The following is a 20,786-nucleotide window of genomic DNA, read 5'->3' on the forward strand; positions in this document are numbered from 1 at the left end:
TGCCGTCGGAACCGCCAATACCACGATCGACGGCGTGACCTACAACTTCGCCGGCACCACCCCGACCGGCACGGTGAGCGTGGGCAGCCTGGGCGCCGAACGCACCATCACCAACGTCGCGGCGGGCCGGATCTCGGGCAGCTCGACGGATGCGATCAACGGCTCGCAGCTGTTCGCGACCAATCAGTCGATCGAGAACCTCAGCAACGTGGTCGAAGCCGGCGCGACGCATTACTACAGCGTCAACGACGGCGGCGTGCAGGGCGGCAACTACGCCAACGACGGCGCCACCGGCCTCAACTCGCTGGCCGCAGGCGTGAACGCGGCGGCGGGCGGTGCCGGCTCCGTGGCCATCGGCTTCGGCGCGACGGCGGCGGACGCCAACAGCGTGGCGCTGGGTTCGAACGCCTCGACGGCGGTCGCGGTGGGTACCTCCAGCGTCGTCATCGCCGGCACCAGCTACAACTTCGCCGGCACCACGCCGATCGGTACCGTCAGCGTGGGCAGTCTCGGCGCCGAGCGCACCATCACCAACGTCGCGGCCGGCCGGATTTCCGGCAGCTCGACCGATGCGATCAACGGCTCGCAGCTGTTCGCGACCAACCAGTCGATCGAGAACCTCAGCAACGAGGTCGATGCCGGCGCGACGCATTACTACAGCGTCAACGACGGCGGCGTGCAGGGCGGCAACCATGCCAACGACGGCGCCACCGGCTTGAACGCGCTGGCAGCGGGCGTGAACGCGGCGGCGGGCGGAGACGGCGCCGTGGCCATCGGCTTCAACGCGACGGCGACCGACGCCAACAGCGTGGCGCTGGGATCGAACGCGTCGACGGCGGCGGCGGTGGGGACGGCGGGCGTGGTCATCGGCGGAACCAGCTACAGCTTCGCCGGCACCGCGCCGGTCGGCACCGTGAGCGTGGGCAGCCTGGGCGCCGAGCGCACCATCACCAACGTCGCGGCCGGTCGCATCTCGGGCACCAGCACGGATGCGATCAACGGCTCGCAGCTGTATGCGACCAACCAGGCGATCGCCAACCTGAGCAACGTGGTCAATGCGTCCACGGCGCACTACTACAGCGTCAACGACGGCGGCACGCACGGCGGCAACTACAACAACGACGGCGCCAGCGGCGTGAACTCGGTGGCGGCCGGCGTCAACGCCTCGGCCAGCGGCCAGGGCGGCGTCGCGGTGGGCGTCAACAGCAACGCGGCCGGCACCGGTTCGGTGGCGGTGGGCTCGGGTTCGCAATCCACGGTGGCGGGCGGCGTCGCCCTGGGCGCGAACTCGGTCTCCAACACGGCCGCCGGTGTCGCCGGCTACGTGCCTCCGGGGGCGACCGCCGGCCAGACCGCGGCCATTGCGGCCACCACCAGCACCGCCGGTGCGGTCAGCGTCGGCGACGCCAGCAACGGCCTGTACCGCCAGATCACCGGCGTGGCCGCCGGCACCGCGCCCAGCGATGCCGTCAACGTCGCCCAGCTGCAGGCGGTGCAGAACCACGTCAACGCCACCGCGACCCACTACTACAGCGTCAACGACGGCGGCGTGCAGGGCGGCAACTACGCCAACAACGGCGCCACCGGCAACAACGCCATGGCCGGCGGCGTCAACTCCAGCGCCAGCGGCAACAACAGCGTCGCGATCGGCGCGAACACCAGCGCCACGGCGAACAACTCCGCGGCCCTGGGTGCCGGTTCGACGGCCACCCACGTCAACAGCGTCGCCGTCGGCAACGGCTCGGCCACCACCGTCGGCGCGCAGAGCAACTACAACGCTGCCTACGTGGGCAACAGCACCTCGACCGGCGAGATGAACATCGGCGGCCGCACGATCACCGGCGTGGCGCCGGGCATCGCCGGCACCGACGCGGTCAACGTCAACCAGTTGAGCTCGGGCGTGAACTACGCGATCAACCAGGCCAACCAGTACACCGACGCCCGCCTGGCCCAGCTGGACAACGATGTGTGGACGATGGAACGCGGTTACCGCGGCGCGACATCCTCGGCGATGGCCATGGCCGGCCTGCCGCAGGCCTACCTGCCGGGCAAGAGCATGTTGGCGGTGGGCTTCGGCGGCTACCAGGGCGAGTACGGCATGGCCCTGGGCCTGTCGGGCATCACCGACAACGGCCGCTTCGTCTACAAGGCCCAGGCCAGCGGCAATACCACTCGCGATTGGGGCTTCTCGGTGGGCGCCGGAATTCAATGGTAGTTGCCGAAGCGGCAGGCCTGCGCAAGCGCCCACCCCGGCATGGCCTGCCGCTTCCTTTTTACCAAGCGGATACCGGCCAGCGGCGGCGGACATCCTCGGGCTAGCAGCCGTCGCCAGGGACATCCGACCGACCACCGAAGTCATGAGACGACATACAAGAGGCGATACAAGCATGGTCATCACGAACAACTCGACGCGAATCGCACGGTTCGCACTATGCGCCCTCATCGCGACCGCCACGCTGACGGCGTGCACGCGCCATGTCAGCCGCGACATCGCGCCGGACGGCCGGGCGGGCGAGGTCGTCTTTCCATCCGTCGACCGGATCGTGCTGAAGGAAGGCACGTTCCCGAATGTCGACAACCTGCGCCAGATCGGCGCCGGCGTCACCAAGGATCAGCTGTACTACCTGATCGGCAGGCCGCATTTCCGTGAAGGCTACGCCGCCCGCGAGTGGGACTACCTGTTTCATTTCCGCCAGGACGACACCGTCGTCACCTGTCAGTACAAGGTGCTCTTCGACCAGGACTACCACGGCCAGAGTTTCCATTGGTCGCCGGCCGGATGCGCGGACCTGTTGAAGACGCAGGCTCCGGCCGTTGCGGCGGCCGCGCCCGCGGCCGGGCCGAAGCGTTTCGAACTGTCCGCCGATGCGCTGTTCGCGTTCGCGCGCTCCGGGCCGCAGGACATCCTGCCGCAAGGCCGCGCGGAACTGGCGTCCATCGCCGGCCAGCTCAAGGGCTCGAAAGCGACGATCGTCCAGGTGATCGGCCATACCGACCGGATCGGCGACGAGGCCGCCAACCAGACCCTGTCGCAGGCGCGCGCGCAGACCGTGCGCGAACTGCTGATCGAGAACGGCGTGGCGGCAGACAGCCTGAAGGCGCAGGGGGTAGGGGAGTCGGAGCCGGTGAAGGAGTGCTCCGATTCGCTGCCGAAAGACGAACTGGTGGCCTGCCTGCAGCCCAATCGCCGCGTCGAGGTGGTGGTGTGGGGGCTTCAATAACACCGCGGCACTAGGCTTAGTGCACGCGGCATAGAACTTCGATCGAGGTATTCGGATGAACAAGCTAATTTCTGCAATCGGTATCGCCCTGCTGCTGACCACGGGCGTGGTGGCGGCGCAACAGCCGCAGGCCGCCCGCCCGGGCGCGTCTCAGGCCGCTGCCCGTGCGACCCCGGGGGCGGTCGATCCCAATGCGATACGCGATGCGGCCCTGCGCGTTGCCAGTTCGGTGGACGCGGGCCAGGCGGCGAAGCTGTGGGACGAGGCCTCGGTGGTCACCAAGAAGTCGTTGACCCGCGATGCGTTCGTCGCCGGCATCACCAAGTCGCGCCAGCCGCTGGGCAAAACCCCCAGTCGCAGCTGGCTGTCGGTGCGCCGCCAGTCCGGCGACGGCAGCGCCTTGCCGCCGGGCCTGTATGCCTCGACCGAGTTCCTGGCCGAATTCGCCGGCAAGCCGCCGGTGCGCGAGCTGGTGTCGTTCCGGTTGGACGAAGACGGCATCTGGCGCTTTGCCGGATACGCCGTGCAGCCGTAACGGCTGGAAGGGATTTGCCTGGTGGGGTCCGGGGTCGCCTCCGTGGGGGATGCCCGGACCCGGCTGCGGTGCGTGCGGCTGAGCCGCCGCTCCCGCAGGGCTCGGGCTTCGTGGTCCGGGCTGCCTGCTCCAGACGGCGCGGTCCGGCCGGCGGCGTGATCCGCGAGCGCCCGATCTTCATTCCGCGGCCATCGCGCCTGCCTTCTATTTAATAGTCGACGGAGTGGGCGACGGCTCTTTGCCGAGGGCCTTGGCCGCCGCATGGGCGACCGGGCGCTCCGTCAGGGGCGACGCGCCCTGAAGCACTCGATTGGTTCATGAAAGGCCGATGGCGGCTGGGACAACGCTGGGGCGCGACGCGGATTCGGCTCCGGCGGGCGGCAGGGCAGGCTCCTCGCCGGAGCCCGCCCACAAAAGCTGCGCCCACAAAAAAGCCCGGAAACGTGAGTTTCCAGGCTTTTCCGGTTTCAGATTGGTCGGGGAGACAGGATTCGAACCTGCGACCTCTACGTCCCGAACGTAGCGCTCTACCAGACTGAGCTACACCCCGACAGCTGAGCCGACAATTCTAGCGACACCCCAGGGGCCGAGGCAAGGGGTCGGAGCCAATCGATTTCGCGAGCCCGCGTTCACGGCATTCCGGGTGCGGGTGCGCCGTACGGTCGGAACGTTAAACTACGGCTCTTGCGTCGACGGCGCGCGCCTCGCGCCGCCCGCCGCGTCTTACCTCCGGAGTCCCGCTTGATCAAGCCACGCACCCCGCCCGGCGTCATGGAGCTGCTGCCGCCCGACCAGATCGCCTTCCAGCGCATGCTCGACACGATCCGCCGCAACTTCGAGCGCTTCGGCTTCCTGCCGGTGGAAACGCCGGTGATGGAGCTGTCGGAGGTGCTGCTGACCAAGTCCGGCGGCGAGACCGAGCGCCAGGTGTATTTCGTCCAGTCCACCGGCAACTTGAACAAGGCCGCCGAGGGCGGCGGTGAAGGCGTGCCCGAGCTGGCGCTGCGCTTCGATCTGACCGTGCCGCTGGCGCGCTACGTGGCCGAGCACGAGCATGAGCTGGCGTTCCCGTTCCGCCGCTACCAGATGCAGCGCGTCTACCGCGGCGAGCGCCAGCAGCGCGGCCGCTTCCGCGAGTTCTACCAGTGCGACATCGACGTGATCGGCAAGGACTCGCTGAGCGTGCGCCATGACGCCGAGATGCCGGCCGCGATCCACGCCGTGTTCTCCGAGCTCGACATCGGCAAGTTCACCATCCAGCTCAACAACCGCAAGCTGCTGCGCGGCTTCTTCGAGGCCCAGGGCGTAGCCGACGGCGAGCTGCAGGCGCGGGTGCTGCGCGAGGTCGACAAACTCGACAAGCGCGGCGAGGACTACGTGCGCGAGACCCTGACCGGTCCCGAATTCGGCCTGAGCGCGCAGGGCACCGCGACCATCCTCGACTTCGTCAAGATCCGTTCGACCTCGCACGCCGACGCGATGGCGCACCTGGACGCGCTGGGCGAGGGCAACGAGTCGCTGCGCGTGGGCGTGGCGGAACTGCGCGAGGTGCTGGAACTGGTGCGCGCGCTGGGCGTGCCCGAAGCCAACTACGCGCTGAACTTCTCGATCGCGCGCGGCCTGGACTACTACACCGGTACCGTCTACGAGACCACCCTGGACGACTACCCGCAGATCGGTTCGATCTGCTCCGGCGGCCGTTACGAAGACCTGGCCAGCCACTACACCAAGTCGCGCCTGCCCGGCGTCGGCATCTCGATCGGCCTGACCCGCTTGTTCTGGCAACTGCGCGAGGCCGGCCTGGTCGACACCGCCGCCAGCACCGTGCAGGTGCTGGTCACGCAGATGGACGATGCGCACATGCCGCACTGCCTGGCGGTCGCCAACGAGCTGCGCCACGGCGGTCTCAACACCGAAGTGGTGATGGAGCCGTCCAAGCTCGCCAAGCAGTTCAAATACGCCGACCGCGCCGGCATCCGCTTCGTGGTGGTGCTGGGCGAGAACGAGATCGCCAAGGGCACCGCGACGGTCAAGGACCTGCGTCGCGAAGACCAGTTCGAGGTGGCGCGCGGCGATCTGGCGCGCACGCTGCGGGTCGAGCTGGAGCAGGCGCGGGTCATGCCGCGGACCGTCTCCGAATGAGTTGCAGCGGCGCGGACGGCATCGGGGTTGCGGGTCGCGCAGCTCCGATGGCGTTGTGCGCCGATGAATCGCGGTGCCGGGCGCGCGGGTTCGCGTCCGGATTCCGCTCCACGGTTCGCTGCGCGCCGGATCGGAATCCGGCGCCGTGGCGGGCTGAATCATCCCGCGGCGCGCATTCGCCGTCGCGGTTCACCATGTGTCATTGACGCACCGACTCCCGAGTACGCTCGGTCGGGCTGAGCCGTTCGCGGCGAAGGCCCGCCGTTCAGATGATCGCCAGGGTGCGAGGCGAGGTTGCAAATGAACAAGATCCAACTCGATGGCCGTTCGCTGACGCGGGCGCAGCTGGTGGCGGTGGCTTATGGCGCGCAGGTCGAACTGGCCGCGGCGCAACTCCCGGCGGTGCAACGCGCGGCCGACTTCTTGGCCGAACAGGTGCGCCGCGAAGAACCGATCTACGGTGTTTCCACCGGTTTCGGCAGCAACGCCGACCGCCTGCTCGGCGCGCACCACCTGCGCGACCAACTGCCGGGCGCGCAGCCCTCGGGCGAGACCCTGCACGAGGAACTGCAACGCAATCTGATCGTCACCCATGCGGTCTGCGTCGGCGAGGCGTTCGCTCCCGAAATCGTGCGCGCGATGCTGTGCATCCGCATCAACACCCTGATGCGCGGCCACTCCGGCATCCGCGTGCAGACCCTGCAGGCGCTGGCGGCGATGCTCAACGCCGGGATCGTGCCGGTGGTGCCGCAGTTGGGTTCGGTCGGCGCCAGCGGCGATCTGGCGCCGCTGTCGCATCTGGCCATCGTGCTGCTGGGCGGCGGCGAAGCCTTCTACGAGGGCGAGCGCATGCCCGGCGGCCAGGCGCTGCAGCGCGCCGGCCTGAAGCCGGTGACGCTGTCGTACAAGGAAGGCCTGGCGCTCAACAACGGCACCGCGCAGATGCTCGCCTGCGGCGTGCTCGCGCTGGAGAAGCTCGAGGACCTGGCCGACACCGCCGACCTCGCCGCGGCCATGACCATCGACGCCTTCGCCGGCCGCCTGGGCGCGTTCGCCGAGGAAGTGCACGCGCTGCGTCCGCACCCGGGCCAGGTCGAAGTCGCCGCGCACCTGCGCCGGCTGCTCGAAGGTTCGACCCTGTCGGACATTCCCTATCACCTGGTGCCGCGCTTCCGCGCCTGGCAGCCGCACAGCTGGAGCACGCCGGAATCGCAGACGCTGCGCTTCGACATCGGCTGGGACTGGGTGCCGTTCGGCCAGCGTCACGGCCGCGAGAAGTTCTACCTGCGTTTCCGTCCGTTCCGCGGCGGCAAGAAGCACCAGCCGCAGGACAGCTATTCGCTGCGCTGCATCCCGCAGGTGCACGGCGCGGTGCGCGATGCGCTGGCCCAGGCCGCGCGCGTGCTCGAGGTCGAGCTCAACTCGCTCACCGACAATCCGATCGTGTTCCCGGATGCGCAGGCCGAGCACGTCGAGCAGCAGGTGATTTCGGCCGGCCACTTCCATGGCATGCCGCTGGCGCTGGCGATGAGCTACGTCAAGGCCGCAATCCCGGTGCTGGCGAGCATTTCCGAGCGCCGTCTCAACAAGCTGGTCGATCCGGCCACTAACGACGGCCTGCCGGCGTTCCTGATCGGCAACGAGGATTCGACCGAGTCCGGTCACATGATCGTGCAGTACACCGCCGCGGCCATCGTCAACGACCTCGCCAGCCGCGCGCATCCGGCCTCGGTGTATTCGATCCCGACCAGCGCCAACGCCGAGGACCACGTCTCGATGGGCGCCAACGAGGCCCGCCACGTGCTGGCCATGGCCGACGACCTGGGCAAGGTGCTGGCGCTGGAGCTGTACACCGCCGCGCAAGCGCTGGATCTGCGTCGCGACATGATCAACGCCGCACGCGATCTGGCCGATCGCGCGGACGCGCTCGGGCTGGCCGCCAAGGTCGCGGGCGGTCCCGCCGCGGGCGAGAGCGACCACGCCGGCTTCCTGGCCGAGGTCGAAGGCCTGCGCGCCGAACTCGCGGCCGCCGACGAGTTCCGTCCTGGCCGTGCGGTCGCGGCTGCGCACGCCGCGATCCGCGAACGCATCGCCTTCCTGCCGCGCGATCGCGCCCTGGACGGCGAAGTGGCGACCGCGCTGCGCATGGTGTCCGACGGCAGCGTGCTCGCGGCCGCGCGCGCGGTCGTGCGCGAATGAGCCGGGTGACCTGGTCTGCGGGATCGGCATGCAGCTGACCGCGCATTCGGAGCGTGCGTTCACCGTCGGCGGCCTGTTCGGCGCCGACGAGTGCGCGCAGTTGATCGCATTGGCCGAAGAGCACGGTTTCGAGGCCGCAGGCGTGCGCACCACGGCCGGTCAGCAGGCGATGCCGCACGTGCGCAACAACGAGCGCGTGGTGTTCGAGTCGCCGGACTGGGTCGGCTTGCTGTGGCAGCGCCTGTCCGGCGTCGCATTGCCGGCGCTGGACGGTCAGGTCGCGCGGGGATTGCCGAAATCCCTGCGCTTCTACAAATACGGTCCCGGCCAGCGCTTCCGCATGCACAAGGACGGTCCCTGGACCGAGGACGGCTTGAGCAGCAAGCTGACCCTGCTGGTCTATCTCAATGAAGGCTTCGTCGGCGGCGATACCGACTTCCGCGATTTCCGCATCGCGCCGGCGACCGGCGAGGCCCTGCTGTTCGTGCACGACACCTGGCACGAAGGCGCGGCGGTCGAGCAGGGCGTCAAGTACGTGCTGCGTTCCGACGTGCTCTACGGGCATCCGGCTTAAGCGCACGCGGCCGGTCGCCTCGCGGCTGATTGCCCCGCAGCTGATCGACCCGCAGCTGATCGGCTAGCCGCGGCGGTCGCCCGTCTCCGGCATCGAAGTGCGCACGCAGTCGCGGCCGTCGGCCTTGGCCTGGTACAGGGCCTGGTCGGCGTCCTGCAGGGCCGGGTCGATCGCGTTGTCGCTATCGCTGTCGTTGTCGGCTTCGCGCTGGATCGCGTGCACGCCGATGCTGGCGGTGATGGTGATCGCGTGCTCGCCGCTGCGGCAGGGCTGCTCGCGCAGGTGCTGGCGCACGTCCTCGGCGACGCGCGAGGCCGCCTGCAGGTCCAGGCCGGGCAGGGCGACGATGAACTCCTCGCCGCCGAAGCGCGCCAGCAGCGCGCGATGCGGCTGCAGCGCATGGCCGAGCGTGCGCGCGGCCCAACACAGGCATTCGTCGCCGACCAGATGGCCGTAACGGTCGTTGATCTGCTTGAAGTGGTCCAGATCGATCATCAGCAGCGACAGCGGCCGCCCGCTCTGCTGCGATTTCTCCAGCAGGTCCTGGAACACGTTGCGGAAGTGGGTGCGGTTGTGCAGGCCGGTCAGGCCGTCGCGCTGGCTGCTCTCGCGCAGCCGCTCGTGCGCGTCTTCCAGTTGCGCCAGCGCGCTGCGCAGTTCGACCGTGCGCTGCTCGACCTTGTGTTCGAGCTGGGTCTTGGCCTCGTGCACGATGCGTTCGTTCTCGCTGCGCAGCGAGGCGTAGCGATAGCCGAGGGCCACCGACAGCAGCAGCATCTCCAGGGCCGAGCCGATCTGCACCCCGTACTCGGTGATGAATACCTTGGGCAGCAGGCCGAAGGCGATCGCGGTGAACATGCCGGTGCCGAACAGGAACATCGACCAGGCCAGCAGGAACAACTGCGCCGGCTTATAGCCGCTGCGCAGCACCACCAGGGTCGCGACCGCGATCCAGGCGATGCTGAAGAACACCGCCGCCGAAGCGATCGGGGTGGCGACGTTGTAGGGCAGGCGGGTCGCGGCCAGGCCGAGCAGGACGAAGAAGCCGATCATCGCCAGACCGACCCGGTCGCCCAGCCGCCAGCGCTGCTTGAGGCTGAGGAAGGTGCGGGCGAACTGCTGCATGCCGACCTGGGCCAGGCAGATCGACAGCGGCACCGATTTGTCGGCCAGCCAGGTCGAGCGCGGCCACAGGTATTCGAAGCCCAGGCCGTTGAGGGTCAGCAGCACCAGGCCGAAGGCCGAGATATGCAGCAGGTACCAGAAATAGCTGGCGTCGCGCAGGCTCAGCCACAGCACCAGGTTGTAGATGAACAAGGCCAGCAGGATGCCGTAGTACAGGCCGATGCCGAACTGCGCGTCGCGCGAGACCTCGGTGAACGCGGTCGGCGTGAATAACGTCAGCGGCACCTGCATCGAACTCTGGCTCTGCACCCGCACGTACAGATCCGCGGGCTGGCCCGCAGGCAGGTTCAACCAGAAATTCGGGTGCCGGTAGCGGATGCTGCGCGAGGAGAACGGCAGGCTGTCGCCGCCGGCGAGATGCTCGACGCGGCCGTCGGCATGGCGGGTGTAGACGTCGATGCGATCGCTGAGCGCGTACTGCTGCACCAGCAGCCAGCGCCGCTCGTCGCGGTCGCGGTTGAGCAGGCGCACATGGAACCAGTAGGCGCCGGGCTGGAAGCCGAATGCGGCGTTGCCGTTGGGCAGCGGAGCGTAGCGGCCGTCGCGCAGGGCTTGCTCGGCGCCGGCCAGGCTCTGGCGGCCGTCGACGTCGTGGTAATAGGCGATGTACGGTTCCAGCGGAACGCCGCTATGGGTGGCGTCCAGCACCAGCGTCGAGTTTCCGGTTGCGGCCCACGACGCAGCGGCGAGGCAGAGCCCGAACGCGAGCAGCCAAAGCTGTAGGCCTCTCCAACCACGCCCCATGCGCACCCTCTCTCCATTGTCCGGCCGGCGGCAGGTCTCGGCGGCGCGGGCTCGGAGGCAGTCTACGCTCCGGCACCGCCCTAGTTTGCGGCTGGCGCGGCCACACGCGTAGCGCCAGCGACCGCCGATCGGCCTGTCTTAGTGTGATGAACGGCGGCTTTCGCCGATGCCGGCCGCCCGCGGGGCGGGGCCGTGGCCGGCTTGACGGGCGGTTGGCGGATCGTTTAATGTATTAACGCATTAGTACATTATCGATCGCGAACCCGAAGCAGACCCGAGCCGGACCCGAAGCGAACCCCCATGAAGCGCCGCGCCATAGACATCGACGACAGCGAAGACCCGATCGCCAGCCTGGCGGGCGCGCTGGTGGGGCTGCGCAATCCGGAGCAGATGCGGGCCTTCCTCGAAGACCTGTGCACGCCGGCCGAGCTCGAGGCCATGACCGACCGCTGGCGCGTGGTGCCGTTGCTGCGCGACGGCGTGCCCTACCGCGAAATTCACGACCGCACCGGCGTCAGCGTGACCACGATCGGGCGTGTCGCACGGACCCTGGAGCGCGGTGCCGGCGGCTACGCCGCGGCGCTCCATCGACGCCCCACGCGCGTCCGCTGAACCGTTCCGCCGGGCCTGTGCGCCCTTCGCTTCCCGCCTCTTCGAGATCCCCCGCCATGAGTCCTACCGCCAGTCCGGCCGCGCGCGACCGGTTGCGCATCGCCATCCAGAAGTCGGGCCGCCTGGCCGAGCCGGCGCGCGCGCTGTTGGCCTCGTGCGGGCTGAGCTGGCGCGAGAGCCGCGACCGCCTGTTCTGCTACGGCGAAACCCTGCCGGTGGACCTGCTGCTGGTGCGCGACGACGACATCCCCGGGCTGATCGCCGACGGCGTCTGCGACCTGGGCGTGGTCGGCCGCAACGTGCTGCTGGAACAGGACGGCGACCGTCGCGGCAACGGCCGCGCCGCCGCCTTCCGCGAATGGCGCGCGCTGGGTTTCGGCGCCTGCCGGCTGGACCTGGCCGTGCCCGAGGCTTGGGACTGGCAGGGCCCGGCGCAACTGGCGGGCAAGCGCATCGCCACCAGCTACCCGGCGCTGCTGTCGGCCTGGCTGGCCGAGCAGGGCGTGGACGCGCAGGTCGTGCTGCTGTCGGGTTCGGTCGAGATCGCGCCGCGCCTGGGCCAGGCCGAGGCGATCTGCGACCTGGTCTCCAGCGGCGCCACGCTCGCCGCCAATCAGCTCAAGGCGGTCACCACCCTGATCCAGAGCGAAGCCGTGCTGGCCGGGCCGATCCATCCTTTCGACGACGTGCGCGGCGAACTGGCCGACCTGCTGCTGCGCCGCCTCGACGGCGCGCTGCGCATCCGCCACAGCAAGCTGTTGCTGTTCCAGGCTCCGCGCCAGCTGCTGGCCGAGCTGCTGCCGCTGCTGCCCGATGCGGAAACGCCGACGGTGATGCAACTGGACGGCGGCGACGGCGTCGCCCTGCAGGCCTTGTGCCACGGCGCGGTGACCTGGCAACGACTGGAAGAGCTCAAGCGCGCCGGCGCGCGCGGACTGATGGTGCTGCCGGTCGAGGGCATGCTGGCATGAACGGCGAAAGCATCATGCAGCGGCTGGACTGGAACACCTTGGACGAGAACCAGCGCGAGGCCGCGCTGCGCCGTCCGGCCCAGCAGACCCGCCGCGACACCGCCGAGTCGGTCGCAGCCATCATCGAGCAGGTTCGTGCGGACGGCGACGCCGCGCTGCGCGCCCTGAGCGCGCGCTACGACGGCGTGGCGCTGGACGAATTCGTGGTGGGTATCGAAGAGTTCGATGCCGCCGAACGCGAGATCTCCGCGCCGTTGCGCGCCGCCATCGACCAGGCCGCGCGCCGCATCGAGGCCTTCCACGCCGCCGGCATGACCCAGCCCTACGCCCTGGACAGCGGCGACGGCGTGCGCTGCGAACGCATCCTGCGCCCGATCCAGCGCGTCGGCCTGTACGTGCCGGCCGGTTCGGCGCCGCTGCCTTCGACCGCGCTGATGCTGTGCATGCCGGCGCGCCTGGCCGCCTGCCCGGAGATCGTGCTGTGCACGCCGCCGCGCCGCGACGGCCGTGCCGATCCGGCGGTGCTGTATGCCGCACGCCGCTGCGGAGTGAGCCGGCTCTACAAGCTCGGCGGCGCCCAGGCGATCGCGGCGATGGCCTTCGGCACCGCTAGCGTCGGCAAGTGCGACAAACTGTTCGGGCCGGGCAACGCCTATGTCACCGAGGCCAAGCGCCAGGTCGCGTTGCTCGAAGGCGGCGCGGCCATCGATCTGCCGGCCGGGCCGTCGGAAGTGCTGGTGATCGCCGACGCCGGCGCCAATCCGGCCTTCGTCGCCGCCGATCTGCTGTCGCAGGCCGAACACGGCCCGGACTCGCAGGTGATCCTGCTCAGCGACGACGCGGCGCTGCTGGACGCGGTCGACGCCCAGATCGACTCCCAGCTGGCCGCGCTGCCGCGCGCCGAGACCGCGCGCGCCGCCTTGCGCGCTTCGCGTTCGATCACGGTGACGTCGATCGCCGACGCGCTCGCGGTCAGCAATCGCTACGCGCCCGAGCACCTGATCCTGGCCCTGCGCGACGCCCGCGCGTGGCTGCCGCAGGTGCTCGCGGCCGGTTCGGTGTTCCTGGGCGACTGGGCCCCGGAAGCTCTGGGCGACTACTGCAGCGGCACCAACCACGTGCTGCCGACCAGCGGCGCGGCGCGCTACGCCGGCGGGGTCAGCGTGGCCAGCTTCCAGGTCGCGATCACGGTCCAGGAAGTGCAGCCGCGCGGGATCGCCGCGATCGGCCCCTGCGCGGTCGAACTGGCCGCTGCCGAAGGCCTGGACGCGCACCGGATCGCGGTCGCGCTGCGCTTGCGGCAGGTGGCGGCATGAACGCGCCGCTGTCGCTGCTGCGCGAGGACCTGCGCGATTTCGCCGGCTACAAGTCGGCGCGCAGCGAAGCCCTCAGCGGTTCGATCTGGCTCAACGCCAACGAGTCGGCCTGGGCCAACGCCGCCGACACCGACGGCGCGCTGCGCCGCTACCCCGATCCGCAGCCGCCGCCGCTGCGCGCGGCGCTGGCCGCGCTGTACGGCTGCGAGCCGGCGCAATTGCTGGCCGGGCGCGGCAGCGACGAAGGCATCGACCTGCTGCTGCGCGCGTTCTGCCGCCCAGGCGGCGACGCCATCGTGACCACGCCGCCGACCTTCGGCATGTACGCGGTCTGCGCACGCCTGCACGGCACGCGCGTGGTCGAGGTCGCGCTGCGCGATACGCCGGAAGGCTTCGTCTGCGATTTCGACGCGGTCGCCACGGCGGCCGAGGACTCCGGCGCCAAGCTGGTGTTCCTGTGCTCGCCGGGCAATCCCTCGGGCACGCTGCTGCCGCTGCCGGCGATCTCGGCGCTGGCGCAGCGCTTGCGCGAACGCGCGCTGGTGGTGGTCGACGAGGCCTACCTCGAATACGCGCAGGCCCCGTCGGCGATCGGCCTGATCGCCGAACAGCCGAACGTGGTCGTTCTGCGCACCTTGTCCAAGGCGCACGCGCTGGCGGCGGCGCGCATCGGCAGCACCATCGCCGACGCGGAGCTGATCGCCGCGCTGCAGCGCTGCCAGGCGCCGTATCCCTTGGCCGAACCCTGCGTCGCACTGGCCTTGCGCGCGCTCGACGCTGGCGCCCGCGCGCTCAGCGAGGACAACGCGGCCGCCTGCGTGCTCGAACGCGAACACCTGTACGCGGCGCTGCCGGCCGTGCCCGGCGTGCGCCAGGTCTACCCCTCGCGGGCGAACTTCCTGCTCGCGCGCTTCGAGCGGCCGCAGGCCGCGTTCGAGGCGCTGCTCGCCGCCGGCGTGGTGGTGCGCGACCTGCGCGCGGCGCCGCAACTGGGCGACGCGCTGCGCATCAGCCTGGGCACCGCAGAACAAAACGCACGCGTGCTCGACGCCCTGGCGCCGCTCGCGGCGGCACAGCGCGACTCCGCCGAACGCGCCGCATGAACCTGTCGGACCACCGGAACCTATGAGCCAGACCCCACTCCTGTTCGTCGATCGCGACGGCACCCTGATCGCCGAACCCGACGACTACCAGATCGACAGCTACGCCAAGCTGCGCTTCGTCGAAGGCGTGATTCCGGCGATGCTGCGCCTGCGCGATGCCGGCTACCAGTTCGTGATGATCAGCAATCAGGACGGCCTGGGCACCCTGGCGTTCCCGCGCGAAGACTTCGAAGGCCCGCATGCGCTGATGCTGCAGGTGTTCGCCAGCCAGGGCATCGAGTTCCGCGACGTCCTGATCGACAGCAGCCTGCCGGCCGACAACGCGCCCACCCGCAAGCCGGCGATCGGCCTGGCGCTGCCCCTGCTCAAGGACCGCGGCATCGACTGGACGCGTTCGGCCATGGTCGGCGACCGCGACACCGACATCGCATTCGCGCGCAATCTGGGCATCCGCGGTTTCCAGCTGCGCACCGTCGATTTCGGCGGCGAATGGGACTGGTCGGGGATCGCGCACGCGCTGGCCGATGCGCCGCGTACCGCGCGCATCCAGCGCAACACGCGCGAGACCCGGATCGAGGTCGGCGTCGACCTGGACCGCGAGGCCGAGCCGCGCGTGAGCACCGGGCTGGGCTTCTTCGACCACATGCTCGAGCAGCTCGGCAAGCACGGCGGTTTCGCGCTGGAGCTGGAGTGCAAGGGCGACCTGCACATCGACGAGCACCACACCATCGAGGACAGCGCGCTGGCCCTGGGCCAGGCCCTGCGCGCGGCGCTCGGCGACAAGCGCGGCATCGGCCGCTACGGCTTCGTGCTGCCGATGGACGAAAGCCTGGCGACCGCGGCGCTGGACTTCTCCGGGCGCCCGTACTTCGTGTTCGAGGGCGGATTCGCGCGCGAACGCGTGGGCGACGTGCCGACCGAGCTGGTGCCGCATTTTTTTCGCTCGCTGTGCGAGTCGGCGGGCCTGAACCTGAACCTGAACGTGCGCGGCGACAACGACCATCACAAGGTCGAGGCCTGCTTCAAGGCGGTCGCGCGCGCCCTGCGCCAGGCGATCCGGCGCGAGGGCCATGGCCTGCCCAGCACCAAGGGCAGCCTCTGAGGCCGCGGGCAGGGGGCAGGCCGTGGGTGGCCCGTGCCCAGCCGTTCAGGCAGGCCACGTGCGGCCGGCCGGGGCCGGTTTGGGACCGGTCCCGCGATTAACTGAATAAGCACCATCGCGAGGGACCGCGATACGGTTGAGAGGTTTCCGTGACGAACGTCGTACTGATCGATATGGGGGGGGGGAACATCGGCTCCGTGCGTTATGCACTGGAGCGGTTGGGTGCGCACGCGGTTTTGAGCGCCGACCCCGCCACGATCGGTTCGGCAGAGCGCGTGATCCTGCCGGGGGTCGGGGCGGCGGCGCCAGCGATGGCGCGGCTGCGCGAGCTCGGTTTGGTCGACACCATCCGGGCGCTGCGTCAGCCGCTGCTCGGGATCTGCCTGGGTATGCAGCTGCTGTTCGAGTCGTCCGAGGAGGGCGACGTGGAGTGTCTCGGCCTGTTGCCGGGACGCATCGGCAAACTGCAACCGCGCCCGGGAGTTCGCGTGCCGCATATGGGATGGAATGCTTTGGAACGGCGACGCACGTCGCCCTTGCTGGACGGCATCGCCGACGGCGACCGCGCCTATTTCGTGCACAGCTACGCGGTGCCGGTAGGCCCCGACACGCTGGCCGCGAGCGAACACGGCGCGCCGTTCTCGGCCGTGGTCGGCCGCGACAACCGCTACGGCGCGCAATTCCACCCCGAGCGTTCGGCGGCGGTGGGCGCGCGTCTGCTGCGCAACTTCCTCGACGGGGTGCCGGCATGAACAACTGCACGCTGTACCCGGCCATCGACGTGCGCGCCGGCCGCGTGGTGCGCCTGCACCAGGGCGACTACGAGCGGGAAACCGCCTACGAGGAAGAGCCGCTGACCATGGCCAAGCGCTACGCCGACACCGGCGCGCGCTGGCTGCACCTGGTCGACCTGGACGCCGCGCGCTACGGCGGCTACACCCTGGCGCCGCTGCTGCGCGCGATCACCACCACCAGTTGGATGCGGGTGCAGACCGGCGGCGGCGTGCGCAGCGAAGCCGACATCGAGGCCATCCTCGACGCCGGCGCCGACCGCGTTGTGGTCGGCTCGCTGGCGGTGCGCGAACCCGATCGCGTCGGCGACTGGCTGCAGCGCTACGGCGCCGACCGCATCACCGTCGCCCTGGACGCGCGCCAGTCCAGCACCGGCCACTGGCGGCTGCCCGTGGCCGGCTGGACCGAGGACAGCGGCGCCCAGCTGGAGCCGATGCTGGAGCATTTTGCCGACGTCGGCGTGCGCCACCTGCTATGCACCGACGTGTCCCGCGACGGCACCATGCAGGGACCGAACCTGGACCTGTACCGGCACGTGCGCGAGATCGCCCCGGAGATGCAGGTGCAGGCCTCCGGCGGCATCCGCGACATCGCCGACATCGTCGCCGCGCACGACGCCGGCTGCCGCGGCGCGGTTCTGGGCAAGGCCCTGATCGAAGGCCGTTTCGGCCTCGGCGAAGCCCTGCACAAGGCACAGCGATGCTGAGCCGGCGCATCGTCCCCTGCCTCGACGTCCGCGACGGCCGCGTGGTCAAGGGCGTGCGCTTCCGCGATCACGTCGATATGGGCGACATCGTCGAACTCGCGCTGCGTTACCGCGACGAGGGCGCCGACGAGCTGGTGTTCTACGACATCACCGCCAGCCCGCAGGGCCGCAGCGTCGACCGCGACTGGGTCGAACGGGTGGCGCGCAGCATCGACATCCCGTTCTGCGTCGCCGGCGGCATCCGCAGCGTCGACGACGCGCGCGCGGTGCTCAGCGCCGGTGCCGACAAGATCTCGATCAACACCCCGGCGCTGGAGCGGCCCGAGCTGATCGGCGAGATCGCCGATGCCTTCGGCGTGCAATGCGTGGTGGTCGGTATCGACAGCCTGCGCGACGAGGACGGGCAGTGGCGCGTGCGCCAGTACACCGGCGATCCCGAGCGTACCCGCGCGCTGGCGCGACGCACCCTGGACTGGGTGGTCGAGGCGCAGGAACGCGGCGCCGGCGAGATCGTGCTCAACTGCATGGGCAGCGACGGCGTGCGCGACGGCTACGACCTGGAGCAGCTCGGCGAGGTGCGCGCGCGCTGCGAGGTGCCGCTGGTCGCGTCCGGCGGTGCCGGCGCGATCGAGCATTTCACCCAGGTGTTCCGCGACGCCGACGCCGATGCCGCGCTGGCCGCCAGCGTGTTCCACTCCGGCGCGATCCGTATTCCCGAACTCAAGCGCGAACTGCGCGCGCAAGGCATAGAAATCCGCGATGTCCACTGAACCGGCAGCATGGCCGACCTTGGCGCCCGAAGCCATCGATGGCTTGTCGTGGGACAAGCAGGGCGGCCTGTTGCCCGCGGTCGTGCAGGATGCGGCGACCCTGCGCGTGCTGATGCTGGGCTACATGGACCGCGAAGCGCTGGCGCGTACGCTGGCCAGCGGACACGTCACCTTCTACAGCCGCAGCCGGCAACGCCTGTGGACCAAGGGCGAGACCTCCGGCAACGTGCTGCAGCTGGTCGCGATCGAAGCCGACTGCGACGGCGACACCCTGCTGGTGCAGGCGCGCCCGCAGGGACCGACCTGCCACCTCGGCCGCGCCAGCTGCTTCGAGCACGCGCCCGACGATTTCCTGGTCGAACTCGACGGCCTGGTCGCGCGCCGCGAACGCGAGCGTCCGCCCGGCAGCTACACCACCCGCCTGTTCGAACAGGGCCGCCGCAGCATCGCCCAGAAGGTGGGCGAGGAGGGCGTGGAAACCGCCCTGGCCGGCGTGGTCGAGGACGATGCCGCCTTGTGCGGCGAGGCCGCCGACCTGCTTTACCACCTGCTGGTGCTGCTGCGCGCGCGCGGCCTGTCGCTGGCCGACGCGGTCGCGGTGCTGAAGTCGCGCCACGGCCAGCCGCATCGCGGCTCCGAGCCGGCCTAGCCCCGAATCTCTCGGCTGTCCTCGCGCATGCCGTCTGTGGGAGCGGCGTGAGCCGCGATTAGAATTCCACTGTCCGACGAAATACGCAGACAGGAGCGATCCGCCTGCGACCGGCCTGGCGCCGCCCCGCGCATTGCCGCGTATCGCGGCTCACGCCGCTCCCACAGAAGGCATGTGTCCGCGCGCGTACTCGTGCTCCCGGGCACATGGATCGGTAAGCGGGCGCCGCATAGTGAGCGCCCGCCCGGAGTCGGCTTTGCGCCGCCCCGCGTATTGCCGCGTATCGCGGCTCACGCCGCTCCCACAGTAGGCACGGTGTCCGCGCGCGTACTCGTGCTCCCGGGCACATGGATCAGCAACCGGGCGCCGCATAATGAGCGTCCGCCCGGAGTCGGCTTTGCGTCGGCCAGCGTGTTGTCGCATATCGCGGCTCACGCCGCTCCCACAGTAGGCACGGTGTCCGCGCGCGTACTTGTGTTCCCGGGCACATGGATCGGTAATCGGGCGCCGCATAATGGGCGCCCGCCCGGAGTTCGCCATGCGCCCATCCGTCACCGCCTGCTTCTTGTCGCTCGCCCTGATCGCCCCGGCCACCGCGCTCGCGCTGCCGCCGCCGTGCAACAGCGGTACCGTGTACGAGGACCGCAACGGCAACGGCCGCCGCGACGACGGCGAACCGGGTCTGCCCGGCATCCGGGTCTCCGACGGCGTCGATCTGGTGGTCAGCGACGCCCACGGCAGCTACCACCTGCCGGCGATCGACGGCCGCACCAGCTTCGTGATCAAACCGCCGGGCTACCGGGTCGGACGCCGCGACAACGGACTGCCGGATTTCAGCTTCAACGTGCAGCGCGAGCCCGGGCCCAAGCTCAAGTACGGCGGCATCCCGGCCTCCTTCCCGAGCTGTCGCGATTACGGCCTGATCCCGCAGCAGGCGCGCACGCGTCCGCAGCTGGACGTGCTGGTGTTCGCCGATCCGCAGCCCAAGACCGCCACCGACGTCGACTACTACCGCCGCGACATCGTCGAACCCTTGCTGGCGCAGTCGCGCGGTCGCGGCACGGTCGCCGACCTGGGCCTGAGCCTGGGCGACATCGTCCACGACGACCTGTCGCTGTACCCCGCGCTGAACCGCGCCACCGCCCTGCTCGATGTGCCCTGGCTGCACGCGCCGGGCAATCACGATCTCGACTTCGACGCCGGCCGCGACGAGGATTCGCTGCTCAGCTACCGCAATGTGTTCGGCCCGGACACCTATGCCTGGGAAGAGCCCGAGGCCTCGTTCGTGATGCTCGACGACGTGATCTACCGGCCCGGCCAGCGCCCGGCCTACATCGGCGGCCTGCGCGAGGAGCAGTTCGGCTTCCTCGAGCGCTACCTGGCGACGGCGCGCAAGGACCGGCTGCTGGTGATCGGCGTGCACATCCCGTTCTTCGACGCCGCGCCCGGCCGCGAGACCTTTCGCCACGCCGACCGCGAGCGCCTGTTCGCGCTACTGCGCGATTTCCCGCACGTGCTGCTGCTCAGCGGCCACGGCCATGTCCAGCGCCATGTCTATCACGGCGCCAAGGACGGCTGGCACGGCGCTGCGCCGCTGCACGAGTACAACGTCGGCGCCGCCTGCGGCGCGTTCTGGTCCGGAGTCAAGGACGGGCAGGGCATCCCCGACGCGACCATGGCCGACGGCACCCCCAACGGCTACGCGCGCCTGGCGGTGGACGCAGCCGGCAGCTATCGATTGAGCTGGCATCCCGCGCGCCTGGCCGCCGCGGCCGCGTCGACGCCGGCGATGTCGCTGCACGCGCCGCGCGTGCTGCGGCGCGGCGCCTATCCGGCGTTCTCCGTATTCGCCAACGTCTACATGGGCCAGGACGACAGCCGGGTCGAGTTCCGCATCGACGACGGCGCCTGGGCGCCGATGCAGCGCAGCGAACAGGCCGATCCGAACCTGCTGGCCGAGAACGCGCGCGACGACCAGGCCGCCGCGCTGCGCGGCTACGATCGCTCGCCCGAAGCCGAACCCTCCGCGCACCTGTGGCGCGGCACCTTGCCGACCGATCTGGCCGCGGGCGAACACCGCATCGAAGTGCGCACGCTCGATCCCTGGCGGGGCGAGCAACGCGCGCAGACCGTCTACCGATTGCAGGACGCCAAGGAATAAGGCC

General features: G+C 70.1%; 16 protein-coding genes and 1 tRNA gene. 15 read left to right on the forward strand and 2 right to left on the reverse strand.

The genetic code is table 11. The annotated features are described in order from the left end of the window. Nucleotides 1-2,387 precede the first annotated feature (2,387 nt). Together ASD78_RS19310 and ASD78_RS19315 are read left to right on the forward strand one after the other, a co-directional pair. Nucleotides 2,388-3,221 (forward strand): OmpA family protein, encoded by an 834-nt coding sequence (locus tag ASD78_RS19310; protein ID WP_056104524.1) that lies wholly within the window; start codon nucleotides 2,388-2,390, stop codon nucleotides 3,219-3,221. Between the two features lie 55 nt (nucleotides 3,222-3,276). Further along, complete coding sequence (locus ASD78_RS19315) at nucleotides 3,277-3,756, forward strand: DUF4019 domain-containing protein (protein WP_056104527.1); 480 nt, start codon at nucleotides 3,277-3,279, stop codon at nucleotides 3,754-3,756. A gap of 473 nt (nucleotides 3,757-4,229) precedes the next feature. On the opposite strand, the gene ASD78_RS19320 is transcribed toward ASD78_RS19315, so the two are convergent. Beyond that, nucleotides 4,230-4,306 (reverse strand) — tRNA-Pro (locus ASD78_RS19320). A 191-nt stretch (nucleotides 4,307-4,497) separates the two neighbouring features. On the opposite strand from ASD78_RS19320, the gene hisS reads away from it, so the two are divergent. The 3 genes from hisS to ASD78_RS19335 all read left to right on the forward strand — a co-directional run bounded on the left by hisS (nucleotide 4,498) and on the right by ASD78_RS19335 (nucleotide 8,671). Further along, on the forward strand, nucleotides 4,498-5,898 hold the full coding sequence (gene hisS, locus ASD78_RS19325) for a histidine--tRNA ligase (protein WP_082575739.1): 1,401 nt from the start codon (nucleotides 4,498-4,500) through the stop codon (nucleotides 5,896-5,898). Nucleotides 5,899-6,198: 300 nt separating this feature from the next. Beyond that, nucleotides 6,199-8,097, forward strand: a complete 1,899-nt coding sequence (locus ASD78_RS19330) for an aromatic amino acid ammonia-lyase (RefSeq protein ID WP_056104533.1) — start codon at nucleotides 6,199-6,201, stop codon at nucleotides 8,095-8,097. A 28-nt stretch (nucleotides 8,098-8,125) separates the two neighbouring features. Continuing rightward, nucleotides 8,126-8,671, forward strand: a complete 546-nt coding sequence (locus ASD78_RS19335; protein WP_200944289.1) for a 2OG-Fe(II) oxygenase — start codon at nucleotides 8,126-8,128, stop codon at nucleotides 8,669-8,671. A gap of 63 nt (nucleotides 8,672-8,734) precedes the next feature. On the opposite strand, the gene ASD78_RS19340 is transcribed toward ASD78_RS19335, so the two are convergent. Then, the gene (locus ASD78_RS19340; RefSeq protein WP_056104536.1) at nucleotides 8,735-10,504 is read right to left on the reverse strand and encodes a diguanylate cyclase; all 1,770 of its coding nucleotides are present in this window, start codon (nucleotides 10,502-10,504) and stop codon (nucleotides 8,735-8,737) included. 396 nt (nucleotides 10,505-10,900) lie between these two features. Between ASD78_RS19340 and ASD78_RS19345 the strand changes: the two genes are divergently transcribed. The 10 genes from ASD78_RS19345 to ASD78_RS19390 all read left to right on the forward strand — a co-directional run bounded on the left by ASD78_RS19345 (nucleotide 10,901) and on the right by ASD78_RS19390 (nucleotide 20,782). Then, on the forward strand, nucleotides 10,901-11,212 hold the full coding sequence (locus ASD78_RS19345; RefSeq protein WP_055910338.1) for a YerC/YecD family TrpR-related protein: 312 nt from the start codon (nucleotides 10,901-10,903) through the stop codon (nucleotides 11,210-11,212). Nucleotides 11,213-11,268: 56 nt separating this feature from the next. Continuing rightward, a complete protein-coding gene (hisG, locus tag ASD78_RS19350) occupies nucleotides 11,269-12,183 on the forward strand; it encodes an ATP phosphoribosyltransferase (protein WP_055910334.1) in 915 nt (304 codons plus the stop codon). A 14-nt stretch (nucleotides 12,184-12,197) separates the two neighbouring features. Next, on the forward strand, nucleotides 12,198-13,499 hold the full coding sequence (gene hisD, locus ASD78_RS19355; protein ID WP_056104714.1) for a histidinol dehydrogenase: 1,302 nt from the start codon (nucleotides 12,198-12,200) through the stop codon (nucleotides 13,497-13,499). After that, entirely contained in the window at nucleotides 13,496-14,602 is a 1,107-nt protein-coding gene (hisC, locus tag ASD78_RS19360; protein WP_056104539.1) for a histidinol-phosphate transaminase, read from the forward strand. Before hisD ends, hisC begins: the two co-directional genes overlap by 4 nt. A gap of 22 nt (nucleotides 14,603-14,624) precedes the next feature. Then, nucleotides 14,625-15,704, forward strand: coding sequence for a bifunctional histidinol-phosphatase/imidazoleglycerol-phosphate dehydratase HisB (gene hisB, locus ASD78_RS19365; RefSeq protein ID WP_056104542.1), 1,080 nt, complete (start codon nucleotides 14,625-14,627; stop codon nucleotides 15,702-15,704). A gap of 149 nt (nucleotides 15,705-15,853) precedes the next feature. Beyond that, nucleotides 15,854-16,456, forward strand: a complete 603-nt coding sequence (hisH, locus tag ASD78_RS19370) for an imidazole glycerol phosphate synthase subunit HisH (protein WP_055910325.1) — start codon at nucleotides 15,854-15,856, stop codon at nucleotides 16,454-16,456. After that, complete coding sequence (gene hisA, locus ASD78_RS19375) at nucleotides 16,453-17,202, forward strand: 1-(5-phosphoribosyl)-5-[(5-phosphoribosylamino)methylideneamino]imidazole-4-carboxamide isomerase (RefSeq protein WP_055910322.1); 750 nt, start codon at nucleotides 16,453-16,455, stop codon at nucleotides 17,200-17,202. Before hisH ends, hisA begins: the two co-directional genes overlap by 4 nt. Beyond that, nucleotides 17,196-17,972 carry an imidazole glycerol phosphate synthase subunit HisF gene (gene hisF, locus ASD78_RS19380; protein ID WP_055910319.1) on the forward strand — a complete coding sequence of 259 codons (777 nt, stop codon included), beginning with the start codon at nucleotides 17,196-17,198 and terminating at the stop codon, nucleotides 17,970-17,972. The genes hisA and hisF overlap by 7 nt, the downstream gene beginning before the upstream one ends. After that, nucleotides 17,962-18,621, forward strand: coding sequence for a bifunctional phosphoribosyl-AMP cyclohydrolase/phosphoribosyl-ATP diphosphatase HisIE (hisIE, locus tag ASD78_RS19385; RefSeq protein ID WP_055910317.1), 660 nt, complete (start codon nucleotides 17,962-17,964; stop codon nucleotides 18,619-18,621). Before hisF ends, hisIE begins: the two co-directional genes overlap by 11 nt. A gap of 538 nt (nucleotides 18,622-19,159) precedes the next feature. After that, nucleotides 19,160-20,782 (forward strand): calcineurin-like phosphoesterase C-terminal domain-containing protein, encoded by a 1,623-nt coding sequence (locus ASD78_RS19390; RefSeq protein ID WP_056104717.1) that lies wholly within the window; start codon nucleotides 19,160-19,162, stop codon nucleotides 20,780-20,782. The last annotated feature ends 4 nt before the right edge of the window (nucleotides 20,783-20,786 follow it).

Origin of the sequence: Lysobacter sp. Root667, assembly GCF_001427715.1 — a bacterium.
In the GTDB taxonomy this organism is placed as follows: Bacteria; Pseudomonadota; Gammaproteobacteria; order Xanthomonadales; family Xanthomonadaceae; genus Lysobacter.